The 18,747-nt window shown below is 73.4% G+C and carries 8 protein-coding genes and 1 riboswitch; of the genes, 3 read left to right on the plus strand and 5 right to left on the minus strand.

Annotated elements, in window-relative coordinates; translation table 11 throughout:
• Positions 1-67: 67 nt before the first annotated feature.
• From dnaE to cobF, 5 genes are all read right to left on the minus strand, one after another.
• Positions 68-3,619: a DNA polymerase III subunit alpha gene (dnaE, locus tag OG550_RS28270; protein ID WP_327682214.1), complete on the minus strand. Its 3,552-nt coding sequence runs from the start codon at positions 3,617-3,619 to the stop codon at positions 68-70.
• 231 nt (positions 3,620-3,850) lie between these two features.
• Entirely contained in the window at positions 3,851-7,315 is a 3,465-nt protein-coding gene (locus tag OG550_RS28275; protein ID WP_327682216.1) for an SdrD B-like domain-containing protein, read from the minus strand.
• A 214-nt stretch (positions 7,316-7,529) separates the two neighbouring features.
• Positions 7,530-8,201 (minus strand): TetR/AcrR family transcriptional regulator, encoded by a 672-nt coding sequence (locus OG550_RS28280; RefSeq protein ID WP_327682218.1) that lies wholly within the window; start codon positions 8,199-8,201, stop codon positions 7,530-7,532.
• A gap of 256 nt (positions 8,202-8,457) precedes the next feature.
• Positions 8,458-10,512, minus strand: a complete 2,055-nt coding sequence (locus tag OG550_RS28285) for an anthranilate synthase family protein (protein ID WP_327682220.1) — start codon at positions 10,510-10,512, stop codon at positions 8,458-8,460.
• A gap of 589 nt (positions 10,513-11,101) precedes the next feature.
• Positions 11,102-11,860, minus strand: coding sequence for a precorrin-6A synthase (deacetylating) (gene cobF / locus OG550_RS28290; RefSeq protein ID WP_327682223.1), 759 nt, complete (start codon positions 11,858-11,860; stop codon positions 11,102-11,104).
• A gap of 184 nt (positions 11,861-12,044) precedes the next feature.
• Positions 12,045-12,267, plus strand: a riboswitch (cobalamin riboswitch).
• A gap of 225 nt (positions 12,268-12,492) precedes the next feature.
• Between cobF and metE the strand changes: the two genes are divergently transcribed.
• The 3 genes from metE to OG550_RS28305 all read left to right on the plus strand — a co-directional run bounded on the left by metE (position 12,493) and on the right by OG550_RS28305 (position 18,652).
• On the plus strand, positions 12,493-14,769 hold the full coding sequence (gene metE / locus OG550_RS28295; RefSeq protein ID WP_327684208.1) for a 5-methyltetrahydropteroyltriglutamate--homocysteine S-methyltransferase: 2,277 nt from the start codon (positions 12,493-12,495) through the stop codon (positions 14,767-14,769).
• Positions 14,770-15,016: 247 nt separating this feature from the next.
• Positions 15,017-17,623 (plus strand): tetratricopeptide repeat protein, encoded by a 2,607-nt coding sequence (locus tag OG550_RS28300; RefSeq protein ID WP_327682224.1) that lies wholly within the window; start codon positions 15,017-15,019, stop codon positions 17,621-17,623.
• 75 nt (positions 17,624-17,698) lie between these two features.
• Positions 17,699-18,652, plus strand: coding sequence for a Gfo/Idh/MocA family protein (locus OG550_RS28305; protein WP_327682227.1), 954 nt, complete (start codon positions 17,699-17,701; stop codon positions 18,650-18,652).
• Positions 18,653-18,747: the final 95 nt, after the last annotated feature.

Here is an 18,747-nt window from a genome sequence, read left to right on the forward strand (position 1 = left end):
ACCGCAGCTCCCGCCCCGGCCCGTGAACCGCAGTCGTACTGCGCGGGCCGGGGCGCGGGCGCGGGCCTCAGACCGTGCCCTGCCAGGCCTGGGTGCCGAACAGGGTCTTGATGTCCGAGGCGAGGCCGTTCTCCGGGTTCACCAGGAAGCCCAGCTCGTACAGGATGCTCCGGTCCCAGCCCGTGGTGAGCAGCCGGACCGGCACGTCCCCCGGGTGGTCCTGGAGGGCGAGCTTGAGGTCGGACACCACGTCGGGGGTGATCTTCCCGATCGGGATGCTGATCTGGACGGGCGGCTTGGTGCCGAGCTCGGCGGAGGACACGTCGAGGGTGGTGATCTCCTGGCCGAAGATGCTCAGGCTGCCGTCGCGCTCGTTGAGCCGCCCCCTGGCCGAGATGACGTTGTCCTCGACCATCTGGTCGGCCATCAGGTTGTAGGTGGCGGGGAAGAACAGCACCTCGACCGAGCCGTCGCGGTCGGCGAGGGTGATGATCGCCCAGGCGTTGCCCGCCTTGTTGATCCGGCGGTCGACCGCGGTGATCAGCCCGGCGAGCCGGACCTCGCCCTCGGTGCGGCCGGAGCCCATGAGCTCGGCGATCGAGGTGTCGCGGTTGCGGGAGAGGATGTGCTCGGCACCGTCCAGCGGGTGGCTGGAGACGTACAGGCCGAGCATCTCCCGTTCCAGGCTGAGCAGTTGCTTGCGCGGCCACTCGCGGTCGGTGAGCTGGAAGTCCAGGCCGATCGCCGGGGATCCGGCGTCGGACTCCAGGGCGCCGAAGAGGTCGTCCTGGCCGATCGCCTGCTGCTTCTTGAGGCCGGTGACGGCGTCGATGGCGGTTTCGTGGACGGTGCTGAGCGAGAGGCGGGTGTGGCCGAGGGAGTCGAACGCGCCGGCCTTGACGAGCGAGTCGACGGTGCGCTTGTTGCACACCACCAGCTCGACCTTGTCCAGGAAGTCCGGGAACGAGGTGTACTTGCCCTTCTCGTCGCGGGTCTTCACCAGCGACTCGATGACGGGCACGCCGACGTTGCGCACCGCCTTCAGGCCGAAGCGGACGTCGCTGCCGACGGCGGTGAAGTCGACCACCGACTCGTTGACGTCGGGGGAGAGGATCTTGATCCCCATCTGGCGGCACTCGGCGAGGTACACCGCCATCTTGTCCTTGTCGTCCGCCACCGAGGTGAGCAGGGCGGCCATGTACTCGGCGGGGTAGTTCGCCTTGAGGTAGGCGGTCTGGTACGACACCAGGCCGTAGGCGGCGGAGTGCGATTTGTTGAAGGCGTAGCCGGCGAACGGGACCAGGACGTCCCAGACCGCCTGGATGGCCTCGTCGGAGTAGCCGCGTTCGCGGCAGCCGGCCTGGAAGGGGATGAACTCCTTCTCCAGGACCTCCTTCTTCTTCTTGCCCATCGCGCGGCGGAGCAGGTCGGCCTGTCCGAGGCTGTAGCCGGCCAGCACCTGCGCGGCTCGCTGCACCTGCTCCTGGTAGACGATCAGGCCGTACGTCGGGCCGAGGACCTCGCTGAGCGGGGCTTCGAGCTCGGGGTGGATCGGGATGATCTCCTGCTGGGCGTTCTTGCGCAGCGCGTAGTTGGTGTGCGAGTTCATGCCCATGGGGCCGGGCCGGTAGAGCGCGGACACCGCGGAGATGTCGGCGAACTCGGTGGGCTTCATCAGGCGCAGCAGGGCGCGCATGGGGCCGCCGTCGAGCTGGAACACGCCCAGGGTGTCGCCGCGGGAGAGGAGCTGGTAGGTGGTGGGGTCGTCGAGCGCGATCTTCTCGATGTCGACGTCGACGCCCCGGTTGGCTTTGACGATCTTGATGCAGTGGTCGATGATGCCCAGGTTCCGCAGACCCAGGAAGTCCATCTTGATCAGGCCCATGGCTTCGCACGACGGGTAGTCGAAGCCGGTGATGATCACGCCGTCCTTGTCCCGCTTGTGCAGCGGGATCAGTTCGAGCAGCGGGGTGGAGGAGAGGATGACGGCGGCGGCGTGCACGCCGGTGCCGCGGATCAGGCCCTCGATGCCCAGGCCGGTGTCGATGATCTTCTTGACGTCGGGCTCGTTCGCGTACAGCGCCCGGATCTCGGTGCCCTCGTTGTAGCGGGAGTGGCTCTCGTTGAAGAGGTCCGCCAGGGGCACGCCCTTGCCCATCACGTCCGGCGGCATGGCCTTGGTGATCCGGTCGCCCATCGCGAAGGGGTAGCCCAGGATGCGGTTGGCGTCCTTGACCGCGGCCTTGGCCTTGATGGTGCCGAAGGTGTTCACCTGGGCGGTGTACGCGGAGCCGTACTTGTCGGTGACGTAGCGCACCATCTGGTCGCGCTGGCGGTCGTCGAAGTCGATGTCGACGTCCGGGGGGTTGATGCGCTCGGGGTTGAGGAAGCGCTCGAACAGCAGGTCGTGCTCCAGCGGGTCCAGCTCGGTGATCCGGGTCAGGTACGAGACCATCGAGCCGGCCGCCGAGCCTCGGCCCGGGCCGACCGGGATGCCGTTGTCGCGGGCGTACTGGCAGATGTCCGCGACCACGAGGAAGTAGGCGTCGAAGCCCATCGGGCTGATGACGCCCATCTCCAGCTCGACCCGGTCCAGGACCTCCTGGCTCGGGCTGTCCCCGTAGCGCGCCTTGAGCCCGATGGCGATCTTCTTGCGGAGGAACGAGGCCTGGGTCTCGCCCTCGGGCACGTCGAACTGGGGCATCCGGTCGACGTAGTTGAAGACCTCGTCGTACGGCTCGATCCGCTCGGCGATCGCGAGGGTGTTGTCGCAGGCCTCCGGCAGCTCGCGGAACAGCTCGCGCATCTCGGCGGCGGTCTTGATGTAGTAGCCGGTGCCCTGGAACTTGAAGCGGTTCGGGTCGTCCTTGTTCTTGCCCACGCCGACGCAGAGCAGGCTGTCGTGCGCGTCCGCCTGGTCGGCGGTGACGTAGTGGGAGTCGTTGGTGGCCAGCAGCGGGATGTCCAGCTGCTTGGCGAGGCGCAGCAGGTCCTCGCGGACGTCCCGCTCGATGGACAGGTCGTGGTCCATCAGCTCCAGGAAGTAGTTCTCCTTGCCGAAGATGTCCTGGTAGGCGCCGGCGGCCTTGACCGCCTCCTCGTACTGTCCGAGCCGCAGCCGGGTCTGCACCTCGCCGGACGGGCAGCCGGTGGTGGCGATGATGCCGGACGCGTTGGCGGCGATCAGCTCGCGGTCCATCCGGGGCTTCATGTAGTAGCCCTCCATCGACGCGAGCGAGGAGAGCTTGAAGAGGTTCCGCAGGCCGGTGGCGTTCTGTGCCCACATGGTCATGTGGGTGTAGCGGCCGCCGCCGGAGACGTCCTTGCCGCCCTCGCCGTCCGAGCTCGGCCGCTGGCCGCCGGGCGACCAGAAGACCTGCTTCTTCTCGAAGCGCGAGCCGGGTGCCACGTACGCCTCGATGCCGATGATCGGCTTGACGCCGGTCTTGGCGGCGCTGTGGAAGAACTCGTAGGCGCCGAACATGTTGCCGTGGTCGCTCATCGCGATGGCGGGCATGCCCTGTCTCTCGGCCTCCGCGAAGAGCTTGCCGTTCTTCGCTGCCCCGTCCAGCATCGAGTACTCGGTGTGGACATGCAGGTGGGCGAAGGTGTCGGACACTGCGCTGAGGCTCCTTGCGGATCGGCGACCGGAGGGGAGCCACCAACCCTACGCGGAGCCGGCGTCCGACTCGCCGTTCCCGGGTGATCGACAGGTGTCCGGGACGGAATTCGTGTACGGGGGCGGACGCGCCGGTGGCGCCGCAGTTCTGCGGCGCCACCGGGGTCCTGCTCCGTCCGACCGGTCTGTTCAGCGGTCGGTCAGCGGTCGGTCACCGACCGGAGCGGTGGGTCAGCTGTGCCTCCCGGGTCGACGGTAGGCCACCAGGCAGAGCACCAGGCCACCGAGGACGGCGATGCCGCCGAGGAGGGTCAGCAGCGGTCCGGGCTGGCCGCCGGTGCCCGGCAGCGACGGGCTGCCCGACGGGGGGCCCGGGTGCTTGGTGTGGCTCGGCGGGACGCTCGCCGTCCCGGTGGCGGTCGCGCTGTGCGAGTGCGAGTGGGTGTGCGAGTGCGAGTGGGTCGGAGTGCGGGTCGGGGTCGGGGTCGGGGTCGGGCTCGGGGTCGGGGTCGGGGTCGGGGTGAGCGTCGGGCTCGGGCTCGACGTCGGGCTCGGCGAGGGACTGGGGGAGCCGGTCGGGGACGGGGACGGGGACGGGCTGGGCGAGGGTGACGGGCTCGGCGACGGCGAGGGCGACGGCGACGGGCTCGGCGAGGGGGACGGAGACGGCGACGGGGACGGGCTGGGCGACGGCGAGGGCGACGGTGACGGGCTCGGCGAGGGCGACGGGCTGGAGGTCTGCAGCACCACGCCCATGTCCAGGTCGAGGTTCCGCTGGCCGCCGGAGAGCGTCACGGTCTGGGTGGTGCCGGTGGCGGGGTCCGCGTCGGAGTCCTTGGCCGGGTCACCGCCTTGGCCGCGCGTGGTGACGGTGGCACCCGCGGGGAGGGTCGCCAGGTCGAACTGGACCTGGTAGGTGCCGTCGGGAAGGTTGTCGAACAGGTAGCGGCCGTCGGCGTCGGTCACGGTGGTGACCGGCCGGCCGTCCTTGTCCCGGACCGGCTGGCCGTTGCCGTCCAGCAGCTTCACCGTCACGCCGGGGATGCCGGGGTCGCCGGGCTTCTGGATGCCGGAGTGGTCGAGGTCCTGCCAGACGAGGTCGCCGAGGGCGTTGTTCGACGGGGTGGTCCGCTTGATCGCCACGCCGACCTTGGCGGGTTCGGCGGGCAGCAGCTGCCGGCCGCTGGAGTCGGTGGCCGTGTAGGCGAAGCTGTTCCAGGCGTACTCGTCGTCGGGAGCGTCCACCGGGGCGACCATCGGCCAGGTGAGGGTGAAGGACGCGCCCGAGGCGAGGGTGCCCGCGCGGTGGATCCTGAACCAGGTCGCCGTTCCCGGGCCGGGGAAGGCGGTGGTCCACACGGCGGCGGCGTCGCAGCCGGCCCGGTCGACCAGGACGCTCTCCACGCACGGGTTGGGGTTGGTGGTGTACTCGATCACCACGGTCGGGTCGCTGCTGGTGATCGCCTCGCTCAGCGAGGGCGTCCAGGTGCTGCCGCGCGGCGCGTCCTGGGTCAGCACGTAGTTGTCGCCCGGGGCGGGCAGCTTGTCGTAGGCGATGAACTCGGTGACCGGGTCCGGCGAGTCGTTGCGCACCGTCATCCGGTACGACATGCCGCCGCCGGGGGTGGTGGAGCCCAGGCTGACGTAGTCGGAGTCGAGGTCGCCCTTGACCTCCTTGAAGGAGCGCAGCACCGACGGCACCTGCACCTCGACGCCCGAGCTGGCGCGGCAGAGGATCTCGGTGGTGTTGCCGTTGGAGTTCAGGTCGAGCACGTCCGGCACGCCGCTGTCGAAGCCGCTGCTCATGCAGGTGACCGGCTGGGTGGGCTGGTCGACGGTGACGTAGACCTCGTTGTTCAGGGTGCCGCCCCGTACGCTGCCGGCCACCATGGCGTCGAAGAGCATCCGGTAGGCCAGGCCGTCGTGCAGGTACATCATGTCCGGCGCGCCGGCCGGCCACTGCATCCGGATGACCTGGCTGCCGTTCGGGCCGGGGCTGACGGTGATCGACTCCGGTGCCTTGGCGTCCGGGTAGTTCGGGTCGGGCCGGGCCGAGCCCTCGACGTAGACCAGGCCGGCGGGCAGCACGTCGAACAGGACCAGCGGGCGGTCCAGCGGGTGGGCGCTGCGGTTGTACGGGGTGACCTGGAAGGTGACCTTGCCGCCGGGGGAGGTGAGCGAGCCGGCGACGGTGGTCTTGGCGGCGCCCAGGTTGGTGCCCTGGGTGACGGTGGTGGAGGCGCAGGCGTTCGCGCCGGCGCTGGCGGTGCCGTCGGTGGCGCTGGTGTCCAGGCAGTTGGTCAGCGGGGTCGGTGCGGGGCGCCCGTCGTGGCCGACGGCCGAGACCTGGGTCACCAGCTGGACGGAGTTCCCGGGGCTCCAGCCGGTGGGGATCGGGCCGTTCCAGGTGAACCGGAGGCCGTCGAGCCAGCGGCCGACGGGGATGCCCAGGGTGTCGGAGGCGGGGTCGCCCGCACCCTCGGCGAATGTGACCCGCCGCGGGGCGGACCCGTTGAACGGGCTGCCGGGGGTGAACGTCAGCCAGGTCGGGTCACCGTCGAGCCGGTAGTCGAGGGTGAGGCCGATGCTGGTCGGGTTCCACGCCTCCAGCTGGATCGACTGCGGGAAGATCCAGTTGTAGAGGCCCTCGGTGGTGCCCGCGCCGGGGTCGGTCATGGTCAGGCTGGTGGCCGGACCGGCGGTGTTGGTCGCCGAGAGGCTGAAGGAGTTGATGTCCCCGGAGGCGACGGTCGACTGCCACACCTTGCTCGCGGTGACCACGACGCCGGTGGCCGGCGGCTGGAACGTGCCGGTGGTGGCGGCGTCGTCGTCCAGCTGCCGCTCGGGCTCGCCGAGCGGGGAGCCGAGCAGGTCGGTGGTGTTGGTGGCGCTGGTGCCGTTGGGGAAGTCGCTCTCCGGGAAGTTGACCACCAGGACGCCCGGGAGGCGGCAGCCGCCCCGGCCGTTGCCGGAGACGAACTCGCCGATGTCGTAGCCCCAGGTGTTGGGGCCGGGGGCGACCGGGGACCAGCCGGGTGAGCGGCCGGTGTCGACCACGGCGCCGGGCGGCAGGGTGTCGAGCAGCCGGCTGGTGGTGAGGTCGACGTTGGGGACCAGGTCGGTGGCGCAGGTGCTGAACTGGAAGGTGACCGTCCGCCCGTCACTGCTGGAGGTCTGGACGCCCTTGGTGACGGTGTACTGCGGCTGCACCGCGGCCTTGGTGTCGGCGGTCGCCGTCTGGGAGGTCTCCCCGTCGGCCGTCATGGTGGCCGCGTTGGTCGAGGCGGTCCCGTCGGGGGTGGAGAAGTTGGGGTACTTCATCACCACCGTGATGGTGGCCGTCGTCCCCGGGCTGAGGCTCTTCAGCTTGATGTCCATCGTGCCGCCCATCGCCCCCTGGGCGGGCACGGTCGAACCGGCCTCGTCGACCGTGGACGGGTCGGGCGTCCAGCCGACGAACTCCATGTTCGCCGGCAGGGTGTCGATGATCTCCCCGTTGGTGCACTCGGTCACCGAGCAGGTGTACCGGAGGGTGAAGGTGACGTTCTCCCCGGGGGAGGCGGTCGCCTTGTCGACACTCTTGGTGAAGGAGATCGCGGCCTGCGCCGGTGTGGCCAGCAGGCCGCCGCCCAGCAGGGTACCTGCGAGGAGGGCGAGCGACGAAACGATTCGCCCGGTTCGATGTGGAATGCGCATGCCGGTAAGTGCAACCGACCGGGGGACGCGCCCACGAGCGGCGCGGGGCCCGGTGACGGCCTGTCACCTGATCAGGTGACATCGGTCGGGCTGGGCGGAGGCACCCGTCCGACGGAGGCGGGGAGCGGGGAGCGGGGGTGGGAGCGCCGAGGGTGCGGCCGTCGAGGTCTTCGCGGCCTGGGGCTACGGGTGCGCGGGGCCGCGGGGCCGCGGCTCAGCGGGGGAGGAGGGCCTCGGCGCCGTCGAGGGCGCGGGCGACCGTGAAGGCGTGGAACGCGGCGGCGGCGTCCTCGGCGGTCCGCCCGCCGGCGGCGCGCTCCCGGGTGTACCGGGCGTACCGGGCCGCGGAGGCCAGGCCGGGGTGGTCCGTGGAGTCCTCGTACGCCGCGAGGACGTCGTGCGGGTCGTACCGGGCGGCCGGGGTCGCGGCGCGGTCGTCCTCGGACGCGACCAGCAGGAAGGCGCTGTCGAACAGGTAGCGGTAGACCGGGGCGGCGTCCGCGCCGAATCCGGCGCGCTCCAGGATGTGCACCCCGGTGTCGATGGCGGGCAGGGCGGCGGGGACGGTCGGGCCGACGAGGCACATCCGGCGGGCGACGCCCGGGTGCTGCCGCATCACCGCCCGCCCGTCGACCAGGAGCTCGGTGAACCACTGCCGCCAGGGGAGGTCCCGGTCCGGGACGGGCATGGCGGCGACGACGGCGTCGGTGACCTCGGCGACCACGGCGTCGCGGTCGCCGATGTGGTGGTAGATCACGCCCGGCCACACGTCGAGGGCCCCCGACAGCTGCCGGATCGACCAGTTGTCCAGCCCATGCGCCCTGGTCAGCTCCAGGGCGGCGGCCACGATCTTCTCCGCGGTGATGGGCGGGAGGCCTTCGGCCATGCGGGAGCGTCTGCGGGGGGACCGGATCATACGGCGACCCTAGTTCAGCGCCCGAGAGTCTGGCGAGAGCCGGTGCCGTGCGCCCGCCGGGCTGCGGCGCCGCCCCGGGGGCGCGTTGACCTGGCCTTTTCGATGTCAGCGGCGGCCCATCGGCGGGGGTTCGCACCGCCGCTTGGACGGCGTTCAAGAGGCGGTGCGGCCGGGACGGGAGGGGAGGCGGTCGGCGGCACCCGCTGCCGACCGCCTCCCGGCCCGCTCAGGCGGTTCCGGCCGGTTCGGCCCGTTCGGCCCGTTCGGCCGGTTCCGCCAGCAGATCGGCGAGCAGGCCGCCGAGGACCGCGGGGCCGTTGCGGGTGAGGACGGACGCCGGATGGAACTGCACGGAGGCGAAGTCCGGCCCGCGCAGGGCGTGGACCTCGTCGTCGGCGGGGTCGCGGGAGACCCGGACGCTGCCGGGCCGCCAGAGGGAGGGGAAGTCCTCGGAGCCGCAGCGGGCGACGAAGGCCGAGTGGAAGCCGACCGGCTCGGACCGCCCGAACAGGTCCACGACCCGCTGGACGCCCCGCTGCGGGACGGGTCTGCGGACGACGGCCAGGCCGAGCAGGGTGCAGAGCACCTGGTGGCCGAGGCCGACCGCGAGGAACGGGGTGCCGTTCGAGAGCAGCCGCGCGGTGGCGGTCCGGAGCCGGGCGATCCCGGGGCCGGTGCTCCGCCGGGGGTCGCCGGGGCCGGGACCGGTGACCACCAGGTCGTACCCGTCCAGGCCGTAGGCGTCGACGCCGAACGGGTCCGGGCCGGCGGGGTACTGGCCTGCGAGGTAGGGGCCGGCGAGGTGGGGGCCCGTGAGGCACGGGCCGGTGCCGTTCGGGCCGGTGGTGTGCGGTTCGTCGAGCCGGCGGACCTCGACGGTGGCGCCGAGGGCGGTGAGCAGGGTCCGGTCCGGGGCGGTCAGCGCGTCCCCGGAGTCCAGGACGAGGATCCGGCGACCTTCGAGCGCGGGCACCGGTCGTGCGCGCTCGCCCGGCGCCGACTGCCAGAAGGCGGCGAGCGGCTCGTTGCGGCCGGCGAGGGCCCGGCGGACGGCGGGGTGCGAGCCGAGGTCGGGCGGTTCCGGTGCGCGCTCCCCGGGCACGGGGGCGTCGGCTGCCAGGGCCCGGAGCAGGCCGGCGGTCTCGGCCGTCGTCCTGGTTGCCGCTCCGGCCGTCGCCGCCGGGTCCGACCCGTGCACCCGGGCCGGAGCGGGGTGGAACCGCAGACGGCCGGCCGCGTCGATGTCGGCGGTCCCGTCGAGCACGGCGGAGTCCAGGGCCTGGCGGCCGCGGCCGTCCCTGCCGATCAGCGCGATCACGCCGGGGTGGCCGTCCGGGGCGGCCCCGGCGGCGGGGGAGGTTCCGTCGTCGAGCGCTGCTCCGTCGTCGGGGGCGGTCGGCGCGGGGAGCGTCTCGTGGAGGATCTCCCGGACGTCGCGGGTGGTCCGGCCCTCGACCAGGTACTCGGTGTGGGCGAGCCGGTGCGTGCTCCGCAGGCGGGGACCGGTGATCCGGCCGCCGTCCTCGCAGAGCCGACCCGCCGTTCCGAGTCCTTCGTCGACCGCCCGGTAGAGCCCGGCGGCCTCCTCGGGGTCGGCCAGGAAGGCCAGGAGCCCCTCGGGGGCGGGCCCGTCGGACGGGTACCGGTGGGTGCCGCCGACCGGGTTCAGTACGACGGTGCCGCGGTCGAGGGCGACGTGGCGACGGGGCGAGGCTCCGATGAAGGCGTGGTCACCGGTGTGCACGACGAACGTCCAGTACGAGCCCGGGTGTCGTCCCAGCAGTCGCCGGAAGAGGGCGAGCGCGGCGGTCGGCGACCAGTCGGCGACGGTGGCCGCGAAGGGGCGCCCGGTGCCGGGCACGCCGGGCACGCCGGGCACGCCGGGAGCGCCGACGGGGCCGGCGTCCGGTTCGGTGAGGGCGACCGGTGTGCCGGGCAGCAGTCCGAGCACCTCCGCGACCGGGGCCAGCGCCTGCTCGGTGACGGTGAGCGCGGTCAGTCCACCCGGCCCGGTCAGTCCACCCGGCCTGGCCGGTCCCCCCGGCGCGGGGCCTTCGCCCTGTGGCAGGCGGGGGAGGAGGGCGAGGACGTGGTGGCGGCCGGGGGCGTCGGTGTCCGGCACCGGTACGGGCAGGTCGGCGATCCGGGCCGGGTGGCTCACCGTGCCGGTGAGGACGTCGAGGATGCCGGGACCGGTGGTCCCGGGGCGGTGCACCAGGGCGAACGGCGGCGGCGCGGAGCCGGTGATGAGGCGGAGCAGGCGCTGGGCGGTCCTGGTCATCGCCGCACGCTTCCGGCGGCGGTCGGCGGCGCACCCGGTGATCCGGCCGGTGAACCGGTCGGCGGTGCGCTCGGAGCCGCGGTCGGCGTGGAGTACGGGGCTGTCTGCGGGATCGTCAAGGGAGCGGTCCCTCCGGGAGGGTGGCGGCGGAGGTGGCGGGTGCCGCCCACACCCGGCCGCGCCGGACCCTGCCGCCCGGGGGCGGGGCCGGTCCGAGCTGTGCCGTCACGACAGGGGGTGCCGTCCCGACGGACGGAGCCGCTGCGATGGAGGCCGGAACGGTCCGGGCCGGCACGGCGGGGGTGGGTCTGGTCCGGACAGGGCTGGACAGGACGGCCGGCGCGACATGGTCGAAGGGCCATCTGCAGCTCCCGTTGGACGCTGTATATGAAGTGAGGCTAACCTTACCTACTCGCGGTCAACAAACGTCAAGCATTTCCTGTGCGACCCGTTCCGCGGACCCCGTCCCGCGTCTCCCGGCCCGCTCCCCGGCTCGCGGAACCCGTCCAGCGGACGCGGCCCCGCGGACCCCGTCCGCACACACGAATGCGCCGCCCCCGCCGGTGCGGGGACGGCGCATGGGCGGGCGTCAGCCCTCCGTGCGGCGGAGCAGGTAGGTGTCCATGATCCAGCCCTTGCGCACGCGGGCCTCCTCGCGCAGCTCCCGGATCCGCGGGGCGGTCTCCGCGAGCGGACCGGCGGCGAGGATCTCGTCGGGCGTGCCGAGGTAGGCGCCGTAGAAGACCTCCAGCCCCTCCGGGTCGACCGCGGTGAAGGCGGCCCGCCCGTCGAGCATCACCACCACGTCGTCCACGCCCTCGGGGAATCCCTCGGCGAGGCGCCGGCCCGTGGTGATCTGCACCGGACGGCCGACCCGGGTCAGCGTGGTGCGGTGCCGCGCGGCGAGCGCCGAGACGCTGCTGATCCCCGGGATCACCTCGTACCCGAACGCCGCACCCCCGCGCGCCAGCACCTCGTCGATCACGGCGATGACGCTGTCGTAGAGGCTCGGGTCGCCCCAGACCAGGAACGCGCCGGTCTCCTCCGGGCCGAGGTGCTCGGCGACCAGCCGCTCGACCAGGTCGGCCCGGCGGCTGCGCCAGTCCTCCACGGCCGCCGCGTACGCCGGGGTGGTGCGGTCCCGCTCCGCGTCCGACACCTCCACCACGCGGTGGCCGGGCCGGCCGTGCTCGCCCAGGATCTGCCGGCGCAGCCGGATCATGTCCTGGCGTTCCTCGTTCTTGTCGAGGATGAAGAAGACGTCGGTGCGGGCGAGGGCCTTGGCCGCCTGCAGGGTCAGGTGGTCGGGGTCGCCCGCGCCGATGCCGATGACGAAGATGTGCTGCATGACAGCGATTGTGCCGTCCGTCCGCTGTCCGGCCACCGCCCGCCCGTCCGCCGCGCTGTCCGCCGCCCGCCGTCCGCCGCCCGCTGCTCCTCTCCCCGCCCGCCCGTGTCGGCCACGGCGCCCTGCGCGCCCACGCGGCCATCCGCCATCCGGACAATCGCCGACGGCGCGGCTCGGGTGGGCCTAGGCTGTGCCCCGCAGTCGGTTCGCCCTGCCAGCCAGGCAGGCGCGTCGCAAGAGGGAACCCGGTGGGAATCCGGGACTGCCCCGCAGCGGTGAGTGGGAACGACCGCCGTCACATGCACTGGGCCCCACCGGGGCCCGGGAAGCGACGGCCACTAGGTGTCCGCCCTTCAAGGGCGGGCGTGCCCGCGAGTCCGAAGACCTGCCACTGCCCGCGTGCACCCCGTACGCGGTGATCTCGGTGACCTCGTGGGCGGGTCGGCGAAGCGGGCGGGCACGACTCGGTGCCGCGTCCCCGCTGCCGTACCTTCGCGTCCGCGTGCTCTCCCGGGATCGCAGCGCGACTCGCGAAGGAGAGTTCCGTGTCAACGAGTTCCACCACCCCGCAGGCCGCCGCGCAGGCAGGTCCGCAGGCCGCCGCGCCGCACTCCACCGCCCCGCAGGCCACCGTGTACGGCTACCCGAGGCAGGGGCCGAACCGGGAGCTGAAGAAGGCCGTCGAGGGCTACTGGGCCGGCCGCGTCGACGCCGACGCACTGCAGGCCACCGCCGCCGGCCTGCGCCGCGACAACTGGCGGCAGCTGGCCGAGGCCGGGATCGGCGAAGTCCCTACCGGCGACTTCTCGTTCTACGACCACGTGCTGGACGCCACGGTCGCCGTCGGCGCGATCCCGCCGCGCCACCGCGCCGCCGTCGACGCCGACCCGCTGGCCGGCTACTTCGCGATGGCCCGCGGCACCCAGGACGTCGCGCCACTGGAGATGACCAAGTGGTTCGACACCAACTACCACTACCTCGTACCCGAGTTGGGGCCGGACACGGTCTTCTCCGCCGACTCTGCCAAGCCGGTCTCCGAGCTGCGCGAGGCCCTCGCCCTCGGCCACCGCGCCCGCCCGGTACTGGTCGGCCCGCTCACCTACCTGCTGCTCGCCAAGCCCGCGCCCGGCGTGGCCGCCGGCTTCGAGCCGATCACCCTGCTCGACCGGCTGCTGCCCGTCTACGCCGAACTCCTCGGAGACCTGCGCGCGGCCGGCGCCGAGTGGGTCCAGCTGGACGAGCCCGCGCTCGTCCAGGACCGCACCCCCGCCGAACTGAACGCCGCCGCCCGGGTCTACCGCGAGCTCGGCGCGCTCACCGACCGGCCGAGCATCCTCGTCGCGACCTACTTCGACCGGGCCGGCGAGGCCCTGAAGGTCCTCGCCAAGGCCCCCGTCGAGGGCGTCGGCCTGGACTTCACCGGCCCCGGCGCCGCCAACCTCGCCGACCTCGCCGCCGTCGGCGGACTGCCCGGCAAGCGCCTCGTGGCCGGCGTGGTGGACGGCCGCAACATCTGGATCAACGACCTGGAGAAGTCGCTGACCACCCTCGCCACCCTGCTCGGCCTGGCCGACCGGGTGGACGTCGCGCCGTCCAGCTCCCTGCTGCACGTCCCGCTCGACGCCGGCCGCGAACGCGACCTCGACCCGCAGGTGGCCCGCTGGCTCGCCTTCGCCCGCCAGAAGACCGCCGAGATCACCACCCTCGCCCGGGGCCTGCGCGAGGGCGTCCACGCGATCACCGCCGAACTCGCCGCCAACCGCGCCGACCTCGCCTCCCGCGCCGCCTCCGCGCTCACCCGCGACCCCGCGGTCCGCGCCCGCGTCGCCGCCACCACCCCCGGGGACGCCCGCCGCGCCCAGGCCTACCCCGAGCGCGCCGAGGCCCAGCGCGCCCGCCTCGGCCTGCCGCTGCTCCCCACCACCACCATCGGCTCCTTCCCGCAGACCGCCGAGCTGCGCACCGCCCGCGCCGACCTGCGCGCCGGCCGCCTCGACGGGACCGGGTACCGGGAGCGGATGGAGGCGGAGGTCCGCGAGGTCGTCGCCTACCAGGAGAAGGCCGGACTGGACGTCCTGGTGCACGGCGAACCCGAGCGCAACGACATGGTCCAGTACTTCGCCGAGCAGCTCACCGGCTACCTGGCCACCCAGCAGGGCTGGGTGCAGTCCTACGGCACCCGGTACGTCCGGCCGCCGGTGCTGGCCGGCGACATCTCCCGCCCGCACCCGATGACGGTCGAATGGTTCCGCTACGCGCAGGACCTGACGGAGCGTCCGGTCAAGGGCATGCTCACCGGACCGGTCACCATGCTCGCCTGGTCGTTCGTCCGCGACGACCAGCCCCTCGCCGACACCGCCCGGCAGGTCGCCCTCGCACTGCGCGACGAGGTCACCGACCTGGAGGCGGCCGGCGCCGCCGTCGTCCAGGTCGACGAGCCCGCGCTGCGCGAGACCCTGCCGCTGCGGGCCGCCGACCGGCCGGCGTACCTGGACTGGGCGACCGAGGCGTTCCGGCTCAGCACCTCCGGGGTCCGCGCCGACACGCAGGTCCACACCCACATGTGCTACGCCGAGTTCGGCGAGATCATGACCGCGATCGACGAGCTCGACGCCGACGTGATCTCCCTGGAGGCGGCCCGCTCGCACATGCAGGTCGCCCACGAGCTGGCCGGGGCGGGCTACCCGCGCGAGGTCGGACCCGGTGTCTACGACATCCACTCGCCCCGGGTGCCGAGCGCCGAGGAGGCCGCCGAGCTGCTGCGCAGGGGGCTGGCGGCGATCCCCGCCGAGCGGCTCTGGGTCAACCCCGACTGCGGCCTGAAGACCCGGGGGTGGCCGGAGACCCGCGCCTCCCTGGAGAACCTGGTCGCCGCCGCCCGCGCGGTCCGCGGCGAACTGGCCGGCTGACCCCACCCCGCCGCACCCCGCCGGGGGGCCGCCTGCCCGCAGGCGGCCCCCGGCGGGGCCCACCACCCGCCGCCCACCGGCTCTCCCCGGCCCGGTCGGGCGGCACCGTGGTCGTCTTGTGGTGCGGAGAAGATTGCTGACAGGATCTCAGGCGGGTATGGCCCCGCGACGGAACCGCGGCGGGGCACCTCCGGAACGGCGCGCACGAGGAGGCCGGATGGCACGTGTCAACCTGCGGGCTGCATTCATGAGCGGCCTCTCTTCGACGGTGACGGCGCAACAGGTCTTCACCAACCGGGTCGACGAGGTGGCCGCCTTCGGCCGGTCGGTGGACGCGTTCCACCGGGCACTGGACGAGGCCGGGGTCTCGCCGGTCGTGGACCGTGCACAGGGCCGCCGCAACGTCCTGACCTTCTACGGGGTGGGGGGCATAGGCAAGACGACGCTCTCCCACGAGCTCGAACGACGCCTCCTCGCCGACACGCAGGCCGAGGGCCGTGACGACGTCGCGACGGTGCGGATCGACCTCTCGGAGGAGGGCGCCTGCGACACCGAGAGCCTGCTGCTGCGCCTTCGCGCAGGCCTGGGGCAGCTGGGGAGCCGCTGGCCCGCCTTCGACCTGGCGCTGGCGTCCTACTGGGCGCGCGCCCATCCCGGAGAGACGCTGCAGGAGTTCCTGGACGCCTCTCCGGCGCTTCGCCGTGCCTCGCGGAGCATCGGGCTGGGCGACCAGATCGCGGAGAGCGTGCGGCAGGTCGACCCCGCCGGCCTGGGCGGCCTCGCAGGGCTCGCCCACCGCGCGGCGCTGGCCACCTACCGGGCCGTCCGGGACCGCGTGCGGGAAGGGCGACTGCTCTCGGACTGCGAGCTGTTCGCCGAACTGGTCGAGGCGGACGCCGACTACGAGACGCTCTCGTACTTCCCCTACCTCCTGGCCTGGGACCTCGAAAGGCTGCCGGGCCGAGGCCGCGCGGGCCGGCGGCCGACGGTGTGCGTGTTCCTCGACACCTTCGAGGTGGTCAACGGCCGGGCCGACCGGGCGGTGGAACGGATCCTCCAGCGCTGCGTCTACCTGATGCCGAACGTGCTGTTCGTGATCACCGGCCGCAACCGCGTCGACTGGGCCGACTCGGGCGCGGGCGCCGAGATCGACTTCACCGGAGCGCAGTGCTGGCCCAATCTGCACTTCAGCAACGACACGGCGGAACCGCGCCAGCACCTCGTCGGATACCTCTCGGACTCCGACGCCGACAGCTACCTCAGTGAGGCGCTCACCCGGGACGGGGAGCCCGCCATGTCGCCGGAGGTCCGGGAGCGCATCATCTCGGGCGGCCAGGGCCTGCCCCTCTACCTGGACCTCTCGGTGTCGCACTTCGCCGCGCTGCTGGCGCGCGGCGGGCAGCCCTCGGTGGCGGACTTCGGCGGCTCGTTCACCGCGGTCGCCACCCGCTCGATCAGGGACCTCCCCCGCGACGAACGCGATCTGGTCCGTACGGCGGCCCTCACCGACCGGGTCGACGCCGCACTGCTGCGGGCCGGCCAGCCGGGCGTTCCCGACGGGAGCGTGGCCAGGTTCCTCCGCAGGCCGTTCCTCACCCACGACGACGCCTACGCCTTGCCGTACGCCCTGCACACGGCGCTGCGGCACGCCATCGGCGAGGCCGACCGGTCCCTCCCGGACGGCTGGTCCGACCGTGACCGGAACAAGGTCGCGGGCAGGCTGCTGACCTGGCTGGGCCGGGGCGTGGGCCCTTCGGGCGGGCGTGCCGCGACCGCGCAGGCCCTGGAGTCCGGCCTCAGGCTCTCGGCCGCGCACGGTGTCTTCGACGACTGGATGGCCCAGGCCACCCAGCGCCTGGTCGAGGCCGGCCAGTGGTCGGAGCTCGGCGCCGGGCTCACCGCCGGCCCGGCCGACGGGGCCGGGTACCGGGCGGTCCGCGCCGCGATACGGGGTGTCCAACTGCGTCGTACGGGCCGCGTGGAGGAGGCGATCGACCTCCTCGGCGGTGCCGGGGAGGGGCTGCCGCCCGACAGCCGCACGGCGCAGCTCCTGCGCATCCACCTCGCGCACGCCCTGCGCAACCACGGCGACTACTCGGCGGCGGCGGAGATCTACCAGGACCTGCTGGGTGGCGAGTTCGACGCGGCCGCCCGCTACTGGCTCTGCGACCACCACTACCTCAACGGGCGCTTCGCCACGGCCCTCGCCGCCCTGCGCGAGCAGCGCAGCCGGGGCCCGGAGGACGAGGGGGAGCGGCTCCGGCTGCTCGGCCACATCTGGCGGGTCAACGCGCGGTTCGACGAGGCGACCGCCGCCTACACCGAGGCGGTCGACCTGGCCCGGAGCGAGGGACTGGCCGCCGCCGAGGCGAAGGCCCAGGCCAACCTGGCACAGACGGCCTGCTGGTCCGGGGACGTGGCCGCGGTGTCGGCCGCGGCGGCCCGGGCCAGGGACCTGCTGGACCTCGTGCCCAACCCGGTCGAGCTGGTCAAGATCCGGTCCGCCGAAGCGGTGGCCCTCGCGATGAGCGGCGCCGCCCGCGAGGCGGCGGACGCCGTCGGCGACACCCGGCGGCTGGCGGACGGGATCACCTACCGCGGCGGCCACAACCTCGCGGACGTGGCCGAGATCCTGCTCGGCGTGCTGGCCGGAGACCACGACGCCGCCCGGCGGACGCGGTCCGAGCTGGACCACCGCACCCGGGCCTCCGGCGGGAACACCTACTGGGTGCCCATCGCGACCAGTTGGATCGACGGTGCCGGGCGGGCCGCCGAGCACGTGCCGGAGGTGGACTGGGTCGACGGCCCGGCCGGGTCGCTGGGACGCTGGGCCGAGTTGGTGACCCACCGGTGACACGCCGGGGCGGCCGGACAGCCGGTCCGTCCGCCCCGGCCGGCAGCCGAACCGCACGAGGAGAGCAGCACCGCAATGACTGACCTGGTACGCGTCGGCCTGGTCGGGGCCGGGATCATCGCCGAGACCCACCTCGCCGTGCTGGCCGAGCAGGACCGTGTGTCCCTGGAGTTCACCGTCGATCCCCGCCCGGGGAGGCAGCCCACCTTCCGCGGCGACCCGGCGCCCCACTACGCGGACCTCGCCGACGCCCTCCGGGCGCACCGGCCGGACCTGGTCGTGCTCGCCACGCCCACGGACACGCACGCGGACCTCGCGGTCGAGGCCCTGGCCGGATCCACGGCCAGGGTGCTCGTGGAGAAGCCCCTCGTCCACGACCTGGCCTCGCTCGCCCGGCTCAGGGGGCTGGACGAGGCGCTCGACGTGCGGGGGAGGCTGTTCACCGCCCACCACTTCGCCTTCTCGCCGGAGGTGGACTGGGCGGCGGCGCTGATGGCCGACCACCCCGAGTGGGGGCCCGTGACGACCGTCACCTCGGCGTTCTACGACCCGTACGTCCTCAAGGACGCCGAGGCCTTCGCGGCGTACGGCTCCAGCTGGATGGACTCCGGGGTGAACCAGCTCAGCATGCTCACCCGGTTCGTGGACTTCACTGAGCTGACATCCGCCCGGCAGGGCGACGGCGGTGCGAGCGCGTGGTGCACGGCGCGGTACCGGTCGCGCGGCGAGTCGGGCACGGCCCGGCTGCGCAGCAGTTGGCTGACCGGTTCCAGCAGCAAGGAGAGCAGCCTCGTCTTCGGTCGTTCGGGCGTCGAGGTCTGGATCGACCACACCGCGCTGACCGGTTTCGCGGCCCGGGGCGGCGACCTGCTGGCCGCCTTCGGCACCGACGGCCGGACGCCCCGGAAGATCGCCCACTACCGCCCGCTCTACGCGAGCCTGCTCTCCGACCGGCCCGACCCGGTCCTCGGGTTCGACGCCGCCGCGGGCATCACGGAGATCCACCACGCGGTGCCCGGAGCCGGTTAGCCGGAGGCGCCGACGAGGGTGCCGACCGGGGTGCCGAGGGGGTTCGGGGAGGGGTGCGGGGGGTGTGGGCGGGGCGGGGCGGGAGGGGCTCCCGG

Source organism: Kitasatospora sp. NBC_00458 (assembly GCF_036013975.1).
Lineage (GTDB): Bacteria > Actinomycetota > Actinomycetes > Streptomycetales > Streptomycetaceae > Kitasatospora.